Origin of the sequence: Moorena sp. SIO1G6 (assembly GCF_010672795.1) — a bacterium.
GTDB classification, from domain to species: Bacteria; Cyanobacteriota; Cyanobacteriia; order Cyanobacteriales; family Coleofasciculaceae; genus Moorena; species Moorena producens.
On the sequence record NZ_JAAHFZ010000012.1, the window covers coordinates 239,803 to 255,542 of the forward strand.

Genomic DNA, 15,740 nt, shown 5'->3' on the forward strand with positions numbered 1-15,740 from the left:
CTAAATCCCCCTTAAAAAGGGGGACTTTGAGGTTGATAAGTGTACCTGATACAGGCAATAAACGCTATATATAGCGTTTCTATCAAGGAAGCAGGGACTGAGGCCGTGGGCCACGCTACGCGAAGGGAACAGGGAAAAGTAGGAAAGAGCTTGGATAATTTTTTCCCACTCCCTCGGTGCGCTTTCCGCATTAAGAATTAAATTCGCCACGGGTCGCACCGCTCCCGACTCCCGATTCCCGATTCCCGATTCCCGATTCCCGATTCCCGATTCCCGACTCCCGATTCCCGATTCCCGATTCCCGATTCCCTAAAACCAAATAATTAACACCTCACCCCAATAATAATTGCTATTAAAAATGAGAAATGATCTACAGCAATCCCTAACTCGAAGTTATATAGACCCCTCGAATCTGAGTATTTTCCAAAGAATTCTGTTAACGACAGATGGCACAGTAACAGATATGTTAGAAGCCTATCTGTTTGAACAGATTCGTCTAGTTAAGTTGTCGGAAGAATTGGTAACAACAACTGATGATATAGAGCCAATGCAATTAGAGAAAGGAAGCTCAGTACTTGATAGAAAAATACTGTTACAGGGCAAAATAAGTCGCAAAAATTATATCTATGCTGAGTCAATTATTGTTATTGATCGCCTAGATGATTACTTTCAAAAAGATTTACTTAAAACTAAAACCCCCATTGGCAAAATCTGGCGAGAGCAGAGATTCGAGACCTTTAAAGAAATTGTGGATACTGGCAAAAAGCCAGCTAACGAATTAGCTGATTATTTCCAGATTGAACCGGAAGCAAATTTACTGTTTCGTACCTATTGCGTCTTTTCTAATCGCCAATCGGTGATGATGATTAGTGAATATTTTCCTGAAAGTTATTTTTTGAATAGACTATAGGGAGTAGGGAGTCGGGAGTCGGGAGTCGGGAGCAGGGAGTCGGGAGGGTGGGAAGTGTGGGGAGGGTGGGGAGCTTGATTAACTCTTGCCTTTTGCCTTTTGCCTCTTGCCTTTTGCCTTTTGCCTTTTGCCTTTTGCCTTTTCCTAAGGGATTCTGTTCACAACTCAAATGGAAATTCTAAATGAAACTAACTGGACAGCAATATCAACAATTAACGAATGCTTTACTTGATGCTTTCCCATTAAAAATAAGACTTGCTGAATTAGTTGAATATAAATTCAGCAAAAATCTAGATTCTATTGCGATGGGAGATGACTTAAAAGAAATTGTATTTAAGTTAATTAAAGCTGCTCAAGCAGAAGGATGGGTTGATAAATTAATTGCAGGTGCCCGTGAATCGAATCCAGGTAACCCAGCGTTATTCGCCTTTGCCCAGGAGTTTAATATTGCGATTGCTATGCCGCAACCGCTATTAGCAAAAGGTCGATTAGAAAGACTGATTAAGAAAACTAATTCTTTTTTAGATGTAAATCAGTGGCGGGAAAAGTTAGGTCAAATTGAAGGGCAAGTCTGTCGTGTAGAAGTTACGAATAAGGATAATAGTCTGGAATTTGGGACAGGTTTTCTGATTGCTCCCAATGTGGTTATTACTAATTACCATGTGGTGGAATCGGTAATTTTAAAACAAGCAACGTCTAGTAATGTTATCCTGCGTTTTGACTACAAGCAGTTAGGGGATGGTAAAGTTATCAATCCTGGTAAGGAGTATCGCTTAGTAGAGGATGACTGGCTAATTGATCAAAGTCCTTATACCAACAATCCATTACCAACCCCTGAGCAATTGGATTATGCCTTGCTGAGAGTAGATGGAGTTCCTGGGGAAGAACCGATTGGGAAAAATCCCGATCCCAATTCTCCAAAGCGCCAGTGGATTGAGTTACCCCAACAGCCATATTATCAGTTTGTGCCCAATACTCCACTGTTTATTGTGCAGCATCCCCAGGCCGAACCCTTAAAATTGGCCTTTGACACCGAGGCTATTATTACTATTAACGAGAATGGTACAACGGTTAAGTATAAAACCAATACCGAACCCGGTTCCTCTGGTTCTCCATGTTTTGATATTAACTGGAATTTAGTAGCCCTGCATCATAGTGGTGACCCAAGCTGGAATCCTAGTTATAACGCTGGCAGTCCTTTCAGTGCTATTTGTGAGCGGTTAGAGAAGCAAGGGTTATTGACAGATTTACTTAAAGGTGAAGCAATGTGGTGAATGGTTGTCTGTAAGCTATCAGCATTCAGCTATCAGCATTCAGCTATCAGCATTCAGCTGATGCGCTACGCGCTGCATCGCTACTTGAGGTGCTTTTGAATACAACAGGTAAGCATTTGTTTAATCTGAGTTAACTCCCAGGGTCGAAGCCTGTGCCACGGCTGACCGCTGACCCCTGACCGCACCTCAAGTAGCGTGCGCGTAGCGCATATGCTTACGGTTGTCTGAACCTGTAAACCACCACCAGGTTGCCAAATGCCAGGAAATCAAGGAAAATTTACGGAACTCGGTCTAATCATAGTATAGATACTTAATTAGAGTCAGAATATCAAGTTCTATTTTTCACAGGTATTGAAGTAACCATCAATGAATGCTGGACATACCCCTGGTTATCTACTCGCGCAAATAGAGTCAGCACTGTGTAGTGCTTTCCCTAGTAAAACTAAATTAGAAATGATGCTAGGACATCAATTAAATACAAATCTGGAAGAGGTTGCTAGTGGTGGCAATTTGAAGGAAATTGTTTACAAAGTAGTACAAGATTTTAAGAGTAGCAATAAGAGTTTAGCAAAATTAATTAATAAAGCTCTTCAAGAAAATCCCAAGAATCCTGACTTAAATGCAATCAAGGAAAAATTTAAAGTTACGACTAGTTTAGTCAATATCTTGCTTCCTTTAGAAAACAACTTGATGAAGCAAATGCAACAGGCTTATCAAGCTTGTTGTCCCGATGAATTATTGGATGATTGGGAAGATGAACTCCCTGAAAGTTTAGAGGAAATTCTAGAGAGTTTAGATAAAATACCTCAATACTACAATGATCAGGAAATACCTATTATACAATTTGGCGCTCGTTTATTAGAAACTGAAGATATTCCCAACCCAATTGGTGTTCAACTAAAGCAATGGTTATACGAAAATGCCAAGCATGATTTGAGCCCTGGGACGGGGAGGATTGGGAAAAAATCCTCTAAAACCACCCATATCCTCCACCTCTCGGACCTCCACATCACCACCCCTAAGCAAGCTACCCTTTGGTCAAACCAACTCGCCCAAGACCTGATCCAAGACCTTGACATCCCTAACCTCGATGCTCTGATCCTATCGGGTGATATCGCTAATTATTCCACCGCAGAAGAATACCAGGCTGCACAACAGTTTCTCGACAACCTCCGCCAAGACTTCCCCCTAGACCCGAAACAAATTGTTCTAGTTCCGGGTAACCATGACCTCAACTGGACACTAGCAGAGGACGCTTATGATTTATGCGATCGCAAAAAATACCAAGGTACACTCACAGAGGGTGACTACATCGAAGAAAGTCCAAATGTAATTCGAGTCCGAGATGAAACCAAATACCAACAACGGTTTGCCCACTTCAGCCAATTCTATCAAGCTATCAAAGGTCAACCCTATCCCCTCGACTATGACCAGCAAGCCATTATCGACCATTTCCCAGAGCAAAACTTGCTGATCCTAGGACTAAACTCCGCTTGGGAACTGGATCATCACTTCAAAACCCGTGCTAGCATCCACTCCGGTGCTCTGGCCAACGCCCTGACCAAGATTCGCCGTAACCCAGACTACCGCAACTGCCCCTTGAAAATAGCGGTTTGGCACCATCCCCTCAATAGTGACGGAAGCGATCGCATTATTGACAAAGGCTTCATCGAACAACTGGCCGTTGCTGGATTTCGCTTGTTCCTCCACGGACACATCCATAAAGCCGAAACCAGTCTTTTCCGTTACGACCTCAGCCCAGGTGGACGGAAACTCGACCAAATTTGTGCTGGTACCTTTGGCGCACCGACCTTTGAACTACGATCCGCTTATCCCTGGCAATATAATCTACTGACATTTGAAGGTAATCAGCTCACTGTCCACACTCGCCGTCGCGAAGAACTCAATGGTGCTTGGAAACCTGATTCACGGTGGAGTCAGGGCGCGGGACAAAGTGCTTTGCATTATTATTGTATTGAGTTGTAATCAGTTTTTGGCAAATCTATCCCTTAAACGATTGAAGTAACTGTAAATGAATGGTGGAAATACCCCTGGCTATCTCCTCGAAAAGATAAACGAAGCACTGTGTAGTGCTTTCCCTGATCAAGGAAAATTAGAAATGATGGTTCTTTATAAATTAAATATAAGTCTGAAAGAGGTTGCTAGCGGTGGAAATTTAAAGCAAATCGTTCACGAATTACTAAATTATTATGTTGCTCAAAATAAGTTGCCAAAATTAATTGATGGAGCACTTAAAGAAAATCAAAATAATCCTGATTTAAAGGCAATCAAGGAAAAATTTAAAATTACAACTAGTTTAGTCAATATCTTGCTTCCTTTAGAAAACAACTTGATGAAGCAAATGCAACAGGCTTATCAAGCTTGTTGTCCCGATGACTACTTGATTTGTTTGGAAGAAGATGAAATCCCTGAAAATTTAGATGAAATTCTAGAGAGTTTTGAGGATATACCTCAACCAAATGATGATGAAGAAATTATTGTACAATTTGTTGCTCATTTATTAAAAACTGGAGATATTCCCAAATATCATGGTGATAAACTCAAGCAATGGATAAAACAAAATGCTAATAACCCTTCTGATTTATTACCTCAGACTAGCAGTCACTATCAAAATCATCAGCAACCAAATTTAGATGCACAACCTTATCTGCTTGTAAAGGTAGATTCCAGTAAACAATATCAGCAACAACGTCAACCTAATTATTTAGTCTCGGCTTGGTTTATTCCTGACCTAAGTAATTATGATTACGTGCAAAATCATCAAAGCTGTAAATTTTTAGAGACTACACTAGCTGATGGAGAATCTGAACAAGATCTATTTTCTATTGAAGAGTTACCAAAGTTAATAGAATCTTTTTTAAATCAGTCACGTCAATATGACCGGGAATTTTGCGATGATACAATACTTGTATTTTCATTGCCTTATCAACTATTAAACTATGAAATTGAAAGAATTAATATTACAAATTATTTTGGTTTAACACTTCCTATATGTAAGGAGTATAAAGTAGTTATTCGATCTGTGAAACGTTTTGAGCGTTTCAGAAAATATCCTAAGGATTATTACCGAAAAACTTGCATCACAAAATGGAAAATAATCAAATATAGTAGTGAAAATAAATGCCATCAAGAATTTGTTGATGTTAGTAAATTTGATTTTAATTGGGAAAAGTTGCATGCTTATTTAAAACCAGAAAAAATGACAAAAAAAGCGATAGCATTAAAATTATATAACCCCCCATGTGATAATATATTAAAAGTAATTGACACGACGGCAATCCCAGTTGCTTTATGGCTGAGAAAGAATGATTTTACAACTATAAATTGTCAAGATGAACTCGATAAATTACTCAATTGTAAAATAAATGAACTTCCCGAAAAAGTACAAGAACAACGTTTAAAAGCTCCTAATGAAGACAATGGACAAGAACATATCGGACACCATCTTGCTCTTTTGTGGGAAGACCCCTATCTACTACCACCCCAGATTGACTATACAACCCTATGACTAATAAATCTTGGAAAATCTTTCGCGGCACTCCCGAACAACCCCACGAAGGCATTGAACGCCTGCCTGAGCCTCCTAGCTGGCGGAAATTTGACAAAAAAGAACGGGGTACAACCTATCAGACCAGGCCAGAGGAAATAGAGTTAGTCAATGCCGCGTTGTATCTGCGTCGTCCTTTATTAGTAACGGGAAAGCCAGGCACAGGAAAAACATCTTTGGCCTATGCAGTTGCTCAAGAGTTACAATTAGGAGAAGTGTTACGCTGGAATATTACCACTCGCTCCCATTTACAGCAAGGACTTTATAGTTATGATGCCATTGGTAGATTACAAGATGCTCAAGGAAGCGGCAAGGATAATTTAAGGGAAATTGGTAAGTATATTCAATTGGGTCCCTTGGGAACGGCGTTACTTCCCTCAAATTATCCCAGGGTATTATTAATTGATGAAATGGATAAAAGCGATATTGATTTGCCCAATGATTTATTGACTATTTTTGAGGAAGGAGAATTTGAAATCCCGGAATTAACACGAATCAGTGACCAGTTTCCAGACATTGTTGTCAAAACCTGGGATAATCAAACCACAACCATCCCCAGGGGAAAGGTAATCTGTGAAGCATTTCCCTTTGTAGTCCTTACCAGTAACGGAGAAAAGGCATTTCCCCCGGCTTTTTTACGACGCTGTTTACGATTAGATTTACGGGAACCAACTCCCGAGGAATTAGAAGCAATTGTCAAAGCTCATTTAGGGGATACTCTTAAACAAGCAGAAAAGATTATTGAAAAATTTCTCAAGCGACGGGATAAAGGAGACTTGGCTACAGACCAATTGCTCAATGCCATTTATCTGTTAACTAACACAGTCAATACAGAGGATTCTCCCATGGGTGACTCTCAAGAGGAAGACAAAGACCAGAAAAAAGCAAAGTTAATTGACCAATTGCTACGGTCCCTAAGTAGTATATAGTGTTGATCATAGCTATGAGGTAAACAGGATTTTTTCACTCTTGTCTCTTGCCTGCTCCCTGCTCCCTGCTCCCTAAAACCCAGAGATTTGTAGGTCATGATTAGAAGAATTGCTATATAAGGGATATGGTTGAAGATGCGATCGCTATTCTACAACAAGCAGGATTTGATTTAACTGCTCGGGAAATAGCAGAAATTTTCTGGTTGGCTGTTCATCTAGACGAGTCAATAGACCAGTCAGAACCATCAACTCTATCCCAAGACCAATCACAGCAACCACAGCAGCCATCGCAAGCATCAACGGTATCCCAAGACCAATCACAGCAACCCCGAAATCAAACTCCAAATATCCAACCAGATACCAAAAAATCACCACCTAAAGCCAAAAAACCTGGTGCTGATGTTTATCTACCCTTTTCCAAACCTAAAAAGACTAAAGAAAGTCGAGAAGCAATTCCGATTAAAGTGCCAGCAGCGGTAGCATTGAGAAATAGTTTGGCGTTGGGACGGGCACTTCGTCCGTTAATGGGGAAAGTCCCATCTGCTATAGAAACAATATTGGATGAAGAAGCTACTGTTTACCAAATTGCGGAATCAAACATTTGGCTACCAGTTCTGAAACCTGCTTCCGAAAGATGGTTAGAGTTAGCGTTGGTAGTTGAAAAAACTAGTTCAACTGCGGTTTGGAAACAGACAATCATTGAACTGCAACATTTAGTCAAGCATCATGGTGCGTTTCGGGATGTACGCACGTGGGAATTAAGGATTACTGAAACGGAAGAAATCAATAACCCAGATATAGACTTATTTCCTCAAACTAGCACCGGTCGGTATGATTCCACTCCCCATCCTCCCCAGGTATTAATTGACCCCAAGAAACAACGTTTAATTTTATTGGTGAGTGATTGTATTTCTGTGGCTTGGCGCAGACAATTAATTCATCCAGTGCTAGAGTTGTGGGGACGCAATGGTTTACTTACTATCCTTCAGCTACTCCCTGAACGGCTTTGGGAACGCACGGCTTTAGCTTCAGAAACTCCAGTACAACTGCATTCTCTTAGTCCTGGAGTTGTCAATTCTCAGTTGATTGTTAAACCTTGGGATGAAGAGTGGGATGAAGAGGACATTGAGCATAAATCTTCTTCTGTAAATGTTCCCGTGGTTACTTTAGAACCCTACCCCCTACTGGCCTGGTCACAGGTAATAGCTGGTCAGGGAAATGTTACTACAGTGGGGTTTAATTTTGATGTATCCCAAGACCCCCAAGCACAGAGAAGAGCAGTAGATGGTGAACTTACTCAAGCCCAACTCGAAGCACCAGCATTAGTTAGTCGATTTCGTGCTACGGCTTCTCCGATGGCGCGTCGGTTAGCTGGATTAATGGCAGCTGCTCCGGTTAGTTTACCTGTAGTGCAACTCATTCAGCAAACCCTGCTACCAAAATCCGCCCAAATTCATGTAGCGGAGGTGTTTATGAGTGGACTGCTCCAGTCTATAACCCCTGTAGACCAAGATTCAAATCCCGATTATATTGAGTACGACTTTAAGCCAGGGGTAAGGGAGTTATTAGTAGATTCTGTACCCATTAGTAAAACCGTTTCAGTTATTGATAAAGTATCTGAGTTTATTGCTAAAAAATTAGGGTTATCAGTACAGGACTTTGAAGCGTATTTACTTAAACCGGAAACTGCAAGTAATGATTGGTTAGAAGAAAAAATTCGTCCCTTTGCACGTCTAAAGGCTCAAGTCTTAGGCCGATTAGGAGGGGAGTATGCTCGTTTGGCTGAAGAACTTGCAAGCGCAAGAAAAAAAGAGTTAAAGCAGTTTTCTTTTGAAGTAGTAACAGTTGACCCTACAGGAAAAATAATCAAGCGAGAAAATAAACAAGCAAGTTATTTCAATCAAGATCTCGGGAATGGAATAGACCTAGAGATGGTATATATTCCAGCAGGACGCTTCTTAATGGGTTCCCCGAAAAGTGAGAAGGGGAGTAATGACAGTGAAAGACCTCAACACCAAGTAACCATTCAACCCTTCTTCCTAGGGAAATATCCGGTCACCCAGGCGCAATGGCGAGCTGTGGCCAAGCTTCCAAAAGTTAACCGGGACTTAAAGCCAGACCCCTCTCACTTTAAAGGAGACAATCGACCAGTAGAGCAAGTAAGCTGGGACGATGCGGTGGAATTTTGCGTACGCCTCTCTAAACATACAGGAACGGAATACAGATTACCGAGTGAAGCGGAATGGGAATACGCCTGTAGAGCAGGAACTACCACGCCATTCCATTATGGAGAGACCATAACCAGTACGTTAGCTAATTATCGTGCTTCCAATACTTATGCAGAGGAAGCAGAAGGGGAATATCGAGTAGAAACCACCGAAGTAGGATATTTTCCCCCCAATGGCTTTGGCTTATACGATATGCACGGCAATGTTTGGGAGTGGTGTGCGGATCCAACTCATGATAATTACAAAGGAGCTCCTAAAGATGGGAGTGTCTGGTTTAGCAACAATAATAATGATTATCAAATACGGGGCGGCTCATGGGACTTCAATCCTAGGGGCTGCCGTTCTGCCTCCCGCGACGACTATGACGCGCACGTGTACATCATCAGTATCGGTTTTCGCGTGGTTCGTGGTGTTGGGAGGAGCTAGCCCTTGCGCAAGTCAGAAGTTAGAAGTCAGAAGTCAGAAGTAAGCGATTACTTACGTTTCGGAGTTTAGGAATTTCCTAAGCTTAATGCATAGTGCAATACCAATAAAAAAAATCGGTCAAGTTCTGGTTAACCCCAATGCTTGACCGAATTATATTGTGTAAGTCACCACAAGTACAGCGGAGCTCAACTCAAATTTAGATACTGCTGATCACTGATAGCTGTTCGCGTAGCGTGCGCGTAGCGCATAAGCCGATAGCTTCAAAATAACCTCCACAATTCCTAGTCGCCAGGGCGAAAACACCCTGGCAAAACCCTATCCTAGTCTACATAGAAATATCGAATCAAAAAAGTCATCACCTCACCAGGCTTTTCAGTAGGTTCTGGAGTGCTCCACTCGTCGGGATAAGCGTATTTAAGGCCATAGATGGCATTAATTGTATGCCGAACTTGTTCAGGAGAACCGATCAAAACGTACTTGACTTTCTTAGGTTTACGACCAGGGTTTTCAGGAGTCTGATTGTCATCGGAGTTAGGCGGAATGTTTTTAGTCATGATCAACAGTATCCTTAAATGGGGTATATTATTAATATATACATAAATTAATTAAAAGTCAAGAGGTTTAGGAATTTTTTTTTATTAGGAAATTTAAAATTGCTATAATAGTAAATAGGGCATAAGTAAGATGCTAATGTGGTTAGTATGGGTAGTGTGGGTAGTGTGGAAATTTTCTTAAAACTTTTGCCTAATTTTAAAAGCGATAGAGCAAAGTAATAGGGTAAATAAAATTGACTATATATAGCGTTGATTGAATTTATGAGGTACACTTATCAAACTCAAAGTCCCCCTTTTTAAGGGGGATTTAGGGGGATCCCTTTGTACCTCATGGTAAATAAAACTGACTGTATAGTTTGACCCGGTGGTGCGTTACGGGACGGGCTATCCCAACAAGGCGCGACCCTTACAATCAGGGCGATTCCGTCCCTAACGCACCCTACGACTATATAAACTAAAACTGTAGATGGAGGATTTTAATAATGCCTAATTTAACAGTCAAAGATTTAGAAACACTGCAAGCACAGCATCCTGATTATCGGATGGAATTAGTAGGGGGAGAAATTATTTTTATGAGTCCTTCAGGGTTAGAATCCGATGAAGTAGCAATAGAAATCGCTGCTCAACTTCGTAACTGGGTAAGACCCCGCAAATTAGGCAGAGTTTCTGGTTCTAGTGGTGGTTTTCGCTTACCGAATAAAGATGGAGATGTTCGCGCCCCCGATGCGTCTTTTATCCTAGCTGAACGTCTACCTCGGACTACCGAAAATTACGCTGAATTAGTCCCTGATTTGACATTTGAGGTTAAATCTAAGAGCGATAGCCTAGCAAAATTGCGCCAGAAGATACAACAATTTCTGGAATTGGGAACTAAAGTTGGAGTGTTAGTGGATCCGAGAACTCGCACCATGGAAGTTTATCGCCTCAATCGGGATAAAGTTGTGCTGGGGGATGGGGATGTGCTGCAAGTTCCAGAATTGCTTCCTGGTTGGGAATTACCTGTTGTTGAGGTGTGGGCACCGGAGTTTGATTGAGTATATACAAGAGAACAGGGAACAGGGAATAGGCAAGAGGCAAGAGGCAAGAGGCAATAGTGAAAAAATAATGTGTACCTCATAGCTATGATAAACGCTATAAACTTCGTAAAGGTGTAAAACCATGAGATTCATCAGCCCAAAAACTGACTTTGCTTTCAAGAAAATCTTTGGCTCAGATCAGAGTAAGGATATTCTGATTTCCTTCCTCAATGCCATGATCTACTCTGGTAATTCCGTCATCCATGATTTAGAAATTATTGATCCTTATAGTGCCGGGGATGTAGTAGATTTAAAAGACACTTTTCTGGATGTTAAGGCAGTATTAGATGATCAAACGACTGTCATCATTGAGATGCAACTCTGGAATGTGGAAGCTTTCGAGAAGCGAGTGGTTTATAACTTGTGCAAAACCTATGGTAATCAACTGAAATTGGGACAGGGATATTTCGATCTAAATCCGGTTATTGCTTTAACCATCACGGATTTTAAGTTATTCCCCTCAACTGAGAAAGTAATTAGCTGTTTTTACTTTCAAGAAGAAGAAGACCACTTGCCTTATCAGGAAAATGAATTAAAGCTAGTGTTTGTGGAACTCCCCAAATTTACTAAGCAATTGGAAGACTTGGAAAGTGTGATAGATAAGTGGATCTTTTTTATCAAAGAAGCACCCAACTTAGAAATCATGCCTGACAAACTCAGGGAAATTCCACAGCTAGAAAAAGCCTTAACTATAGCGAATCAAGCGGGGTTGAGTGTCTCAGAAGTAGAAAAACTCCGCAAACAGGAGATGGCCTTGGAGGACGCGCGAGGTGCATGGAATTTCGCGAAAAGGGAAGGACGAGAAGAAGGACGAGAAGAAGGCAGACTAGAAGGGAAAAGAAATTTACTATTGGGACTGCTTGAGAGCCGTTTTGGACAACTAACCAGGAATGCGATCGCATTAATCGAAGCCTTGACCAACCAAGACCTAGACCGTTTATCAAAAGCCATCTGGGATTTTAACACCAGTGAGGACTTACTCAACTGGCTGGAAGAGCACTCTAGTTCAAAGTAGCTATAGGGTAACTAAATCAATTGTGATATTTTTTTCCCTACTCCCGATCTCCCGATCTCCCTATTCAACCAATCTCTCTCTTTGAATGCAACTCGGTATGAGAGCTAAGAAATCCCATAGCCAGTGTGTTGTCGGATATGGGGAGGATGAAAGGCTAAAACAATTTGTTCTTTGGGTATTCCCGCCGCCAGTAACTCTTCTGTAATGCCGTGATCTAGACCATCATGGTGTAGCCAAATTTTATTGTTACGTATCTCAGCATCAAAGATGAGTGAATGAATTCGTTGTGTATCCTTCCAACCTTCGGTAATAACTAGATAGCGAGTTTTGTCATCGCTAACAATGATATTACTGATGACAGTATTATTGATAGAATTATTTTTGTGACGATTCAAGATATTGCAATAGTTTTTCAGTATCTGAATAAGAGATGTAGCACAATTGGTTACTCCAGTGATGGTTTCCATAGCGTAATTTCCTCCTGGTTTTCATCATCGTGGTAAAGTCCTTAGCAGGCATGTAGAACGTGGATTAGAGGGATATTGTTATTATAGTTTTATTGGTTATAACCGAGGCTAAAAATACTTGGGCACGGCATGTCTACATTTCACCAGGTTTTGGAAGGGGCGCAACTGGCTACGTAAACCTAATCTCCATAAGATATTAGTTTGACCTGATGGTGCGTTACGGGGGGGCTGTTTCAAGCAGGAACGAAGAGGCGTAAAATCATGGCTAGCCCGCCCCTAACGCACCCTACGCCTCCCGATTCCCGATTCCCGATTCCCGATTCCCGACTCCCTGCTCCCTATATCAACGTCATAAACCTGTAAAACCATGAGATTCATCAGCCCAAAAACTGACTTTGCTTTCAAGAAAATATTTGGCTCAGATCAGAGTAAGGATATTCTGATTTCCTTTCTCAATGCCATGATCTACTCTGGTAATTGCGTCATCGAGGATTTAGAAATTATTGATCCCTATAGCGCCGGGGATGTAGTAGATTTAAAAGACACTTATCTGGATGTTAAGGCAGTATTAGAGGATGGAACTACTGTCATCATTGAGATGCAACTATGGAATGTGGAGGCTTTCGAGAAGCGAGTAGTTTATAACTTGTGCAAAACCTATGGGAATCAACTTAAATCGGGACAAGGGTATTTCGATTTAAATCCGGTTATTGCTTTAACCATCACGGATTTTAAATTATTCCCCTCAACTGAGAAAGTAATTAGCTGTTTTTACTTTCAAGAAGAAGAAGACCACTTGCCTTATCAGGAGAACGAATTAAAGTTGGTGTTTGTGGAACTACCCAAATTTACTAAGCAACTGGAAGAATTGGAAAGTTTAATAGATAAGTGGATCTTTTTTATCAAAGAAGCACCCAACTTAGAAATCATTCCTGACAAGCTCAGGGAAATACCACAGCTAGAACAAGCCTTAACTATAGCGAATCAAGCGGGGTTGAGTGTCTCAGAAGTGGAAAAACTCCGCAAACAGGAGATGGCCTTGGAGGACGCGCGACGTGCATGGAGTTTCGCGAAAAGGGAAGGACGAGAAGAAGGTAGACTAGAAGAAAAACAGCAGATTGCTAAACAGATGAAGGCCGCTGGGTTACCCCTGAGTGATATTGCTCAATATACGGGGTTGAGTATCGATGAAATTAATCAGTTGTCCTAACAGAGTAAGAAAACGTTAAAAAAAATACCAATTAAAGTAGGGTGGGCAAAGTAATATAATCATTAATACTCAACAAAACCAAACTGTTTTTGCCCACCCTACAAGCTCCCGACTTCTGACTTCTGACTTCTGACTTCTGACTTCTGCTATATCATTCGCTTCAACCGCACCATAAAAAAACCATCCATCTGGTCTCGATAGGGCACAACTTTCAGCCAACCTTCCGGTGTTGAAAACCCCTTAAGAAACGAAAGAGTAGGGGGTTCAATTTGCCACTGGGAATGATCTTCCAAAAACCATTGTATTACCGCCTCATTTTCTTTAGGATTTAAGGTACAGGTAGCATACACTAAAACACCTCCGGGCTTGACCCAAGTTGCGGTATGCTCTAACAATTCTTTTTGCAAAACAGTAAGTTCCTGGACTTTTTCTGGAGTCATGCGCCAACGAAGATCAGGACGTCGGTGAAGGGTACCATTACCGGAACAGGGAGCATCTAATAACACAGCATTAGCGAGGTTAGTAAATTCAGGGCAATCGCGACTATCAGCAGTACTGATCTGAATCGATTGTAATTGTAACCGTTGGGCATTCTGTTGGACTTTTTTGAGGCGGGAAGCTGAGCGATCGCATGCCCAAATCTTGCCCTGATCTGCCATTAATTCCGCAATATGAGTTGTCTTGCCCCCCGGTGCCGCACAGGCATCAATCACCACATCACCAGGTTGAGGGTCCAACAGATAACTGACCAGCTGGGCACTACAATCTTGAACAGTCCACCAACCCTCCTTAAATCCTGGTAGCTCTTGAATCGCACCAACACCACCCACAACCCGCAGTGCTTGGGGGAGCTGAGCTGAGTTGCTGAACATAGGGATAATCTCACCATTCCCCTCGTCCTGGTGGGAGACCAAGGGAGGTACCCGCTGAATAGCCAGTTCAGCAGATTGCATCCCTGCCTCCACGTCCTCTATGGACACCTTGAGGGGATTTATCCGTAAGTCAATGGTAGGAGATTGGTTAAACCATTGACACAGCTGTTCTGTTTCCTCTACTCCCAGCTGTTGTAACCACAGCTCGATCATCCAATCGGGAAAACTGTGTAAAATGCCCAGACGCTCCATATCCCCTTCTGGCAACTGCAAAGGGTCAGGGGAATTGGCAGCTAAACGGGCATAGTTTCGTAGTAAACCATTAACCACCCCTGCCAGTCCTTTGAAGCCATTGTTCTTGGCTAGGTCAACCGTGGTATTGACCGCTGCTGAAGCAGGAATTCGGCCTTGATAGCGCAGCTGATATAGTCCAAGGTGAAGTATAGTGCGCAAATCTGGAGGTTGTTGATTAGCTTTCTTTTTGCCCAACTGGTCAAGTAGAGCATCCAGAGTGCGCTGTCGTCGGACACTACCATAAACTAATTCTGTCACTAAGCCCCGATCAGCACCAGTTAACTGAGCAGTGTGTAGCACTCGATTCAGGGCAATATCAGCAAAAGCACCCCGCCGATGAATATCCCGGAGGGCTAGGAATGCTAACTGGCGAGGATTTTGTTTATCAAAGGTTGACGATTTATCTTGGCTCACAAACTCTGTACTCCTCTGGGTCTTACCTGATCAGCTATCAGCTATCAGCTATCAGCTTTCAGCTTTGAGCTTTCAGCTTTCAGTTATCAGCTATCAGCTATCAGCTATCAGCTTTGAGCTTTCAGCTTTCAGCTTTGAGCTTTCAGCTTTGAGCTTTCAGCTTTGAGTTATCAGTTATCAGCTTTCAGCTATCAGCTTTGAGCTTTCAGCTTTCAGCTTTGAGCTTTCAGCTTTGAGCTTTCAGCTTTGAGTTATCAGTTATCAGCTTTGAGTTATCAGCTTTCAGTCAAATACTGACCGCTGACGGCTGACCACTGACCGCTGACCGCTGACCGCTGACCGCTGACCGCTGACCGCTGACGGCTGACCACTGACCGCTGACCGCTGACCGCTGACCGCTGACCGCTGACCGCTGACCGCTGACCGCTGACCGCTGACCGCTGACCGCTGACCGCTGACCGCTGACCGCTGACCGCGGACCGCTGACCGCTGACCGCTGACCA

General features: G+C 42.2%; 15 protein-coding genes and 2 pseudogenes. 9 read left to right on the forward strand and 8 right to left on the reverse strand.

The genetic code is table 11. The features are described 5' to 3' along the window. On the reverse strand, window positions 1-210 hold the full coding sequence (locus F6K63_RS14385; RefSeq protein ID WP_193431395.1) for a hypothetical protein: 210 nt from the start codon (window positions 208-210) through the stop codon (window positions 1-3). Further along, window positions 191-319, reverse strand: coding sequence for a hypothetical protein (locus tag F6K63_RS14390; RefSeq protein ID WP_271969136.1), 129 nt, complete (start codon window positions 317-319; stop codon window positions 191-193). Before F6K63_RS14390 ends, F6K63_RS14385 begins: the two co-directional genes overlap by 20 nt. Window positions 320-358: 39 nt before the next feature. Here F6K63_RS14390 and F6K63_RS14395 point away from each other — a divergent pair, with 39 nt between their 5' ends. Further along, the gene (locus F6K63_RS14395; RefSeq protein ID WP_287312459.1) at window positions 359-910 is read left to right on the forward strand and encodes a chorismate--pyruvate lyase family protein; all 552 of its coding nucleotides are present in this window, start codon (window positions 359-361) and stop codon (window positions 908-910) included. On the opposite strand, the gene F6K63_RS14400 is transcribed toward F6K63_RS14395, so the two are convergent. Next, a complete protein-coding gene (locus tag F6K63_RS14400) occupies window positions 867-1,079 on the reverse strand; it encodes a hypothetical protein (RefSeq protein ID WP_287312460.1) in 213 nt (70 codons plus the stop codon). The genes F6K63_RS14395 and F6K63_RS14400 overlap by 44 nt on opposite strands. Before the next feature lie 13 nt (window positions 1,080-1,092). On the opposite strand from F6K63_RS14400, the gene F6K63_RS14405 reads away from it, so the two are divergent. The 5 genes from F6K63_RS14405 to F6K63_RS14425 all read left to right on the forward strand — a co-directional run bounded on the left by F6K63_RS14405 (window position 1,093) and on the right by F6K63_RS14425 (window position 9,335). Beyond that, window positions 1,093-2,184 carry an effector-associated domain EAD1-containing protein gene (locus F6K63_RS14405; protein ID WP_009149141.1) on the forward strand — a complete coding sequence of 364 codons (1,092 nt, stop codon included), beginning with the start codon at window positions 1,093-1,095 and terminating at the stop codon, window positions 2,182-2,184. A 366-nt stretch (window positions 2,185-2,550) separates the two neighbouring features. Beyond that, window positions 2,551-4,170: an effector-associated domain EAD1-containing protein gene (locus F6K63_RS14410; RefSeq protein WP_287312462.1), complete on the forward strand. Its 1,620-nt coding sequence runs from the start codon at window positions 2,551-2,553 to the stop codon at window positions 4,168-4,170. Window positions 4,171-4,216: 46 nt separating this feature from the next. Next, on the forward strand, window positions 4,217-5,713 hold the full coding sequence (locus F6K63_RS14415) for a VMAP-C domain-containing protein (protein ID WP_287312464.1): 1,497 nt from the start codon (window positions 4,217-4,219) through the stop codon (window positions 5,711-5,713). Continuing rightward, entirely contained in the window at window positions 5,710-6,681 is a 972-nt protein-coding gene (locus F6K63_RS14420) for an AAA family ATPase (protein ID WP_287312466.1), read from the forward strand. The genes F6K63_RS14415 and F6K63_RS14420 overlap by 4 nt, the downstream gene beginning before the upstream one ends. A gap of 125 nt (window positions 6,682-6,806) precedes the next feature. Further along, complete coding sequence (locus F6K63_RS14425) at window positions 6,807-9,335, forward strand: formylglycine-generating enzyme family protein (RefSeq protein WP_287312468.1); 2,529 nt, start codon at window positions 6,807-6,809, stop codon at window positions 9,333-9,335. 320 nt (window positions 9,336-9,655) lie between these two features. Here F6K63_RS14425 and F6K63_RS14430 read toward each other — a convergent pair whose 3' ends face one another. Beyond that, complete coding sequence (locus tag F6K63_RS14430; RefSeq protein WP_287312470.1) at window positions 9,656-9,889, reverse strand: hypothetical protein; 234 nt, start codon at window positions 9,887-9,889, stop codon at window positions 9,656-9,658. A 482-nt stretch (window positions 9,890-10,371) separates the two neighbouring features. Between F6K63_RS14430 and F6K63_RS14435 the strand changes: the two genes are divergently transcribed. Beyond that, window positions 10,372-10,923, forward strand: a complete 552-nt coding sequence (locus F6K63_RS14435; RefSeq protein ID WP_287312472.1) for a Uma2 family endonuclease — start codon at window positions 10,372-10,374, stop codon at window positions 10,921-10,923. 124 nt (window positions 10,924-11,047) lie between these two features. Then, window positions 11,048-11,980, forward strand: coding sequence for an Rpn family recombination-promoting nuclease/putative transposase (locus F6K63_RS14440; protein WP_287312474.1), 933 nt, complete (start codon window positions 11,048-11,050; stop codon window positions 11,978-11,980). 104 nt (window positions 11,981-12,084) lie between these two features. Here F6K63_RS14440 and F6K63_RS14445 read toward each other — a convergent pair whose 3' ends face one another. Next, the gene (locus F6K63_RS14445) at window positions 12,085-12,447 is read right to left on the reverse strand and encodes a XisI protein (protein ID WP_287312476.1); all 363 of its coding nucleotides are present in this window, start codon (window positions 12,445-12,447) and stop codon (window positions 12,085-12,087) included. Between the two features lie 367 nt (window positions 12,448-12,814). Between F6K63_RS14445 and F6K63_RS14450 the strand changes: the two genes are divergently transcribed. Next, window positions 12,815-13,657 (forward strand): Rpn family recombination-promoting nuclease/putative transposase, encoded by an 843-nt coding sequence (locus F6K63_RS14450; protein WP_287312477.1) that lies wholly within the window; start codon window positions 12,815-12,817, stop codon window positions 13,655-13,657. A gap of 146 nt (window positions 13,658-13,803) precedes the next feature. Here F6K63_RS14450 and rsmB read toward each other — a convergent pair whose 3' ends face one another. The 3 genes and pseudogenes from rsmB to F6K63_RS37240 form a co-directional block, all read right to left on the reverse strand. Then, window positions 13,804-15,237 carry a 16S rRNA (cytosine(967)-C(5))-methyltransferase RsmB gene (rsmB, locus tag F6K63_RS14455; protein ID WP_287312478.1) on the reverse strand — a complete coding sequence of 478 codons (1,434 nt, stop codon included), beginning with the start codon at window positions 15,235-15,237 and terminating at the stop codon, window positions 13,804-13,806. A gap of 275 nt (window positions 15,238-15,512) precedes the next feature. Continuing rightward, window positions 15,513-15,671: pseudogene (locus tag F6K63_RS37235) on the reverse strand (hypothetical protein); the annotation flags it as partial. Beyond that, window positions 15,608-15,740: pseudogene (locus F6K63_RS37240) on the reverse strand (hypothetical protein); the annotation flags it as partial. The pseudogenes F6K63_RS37240 and F6K63_RS37235, both read right to left, overlap by 64 nt.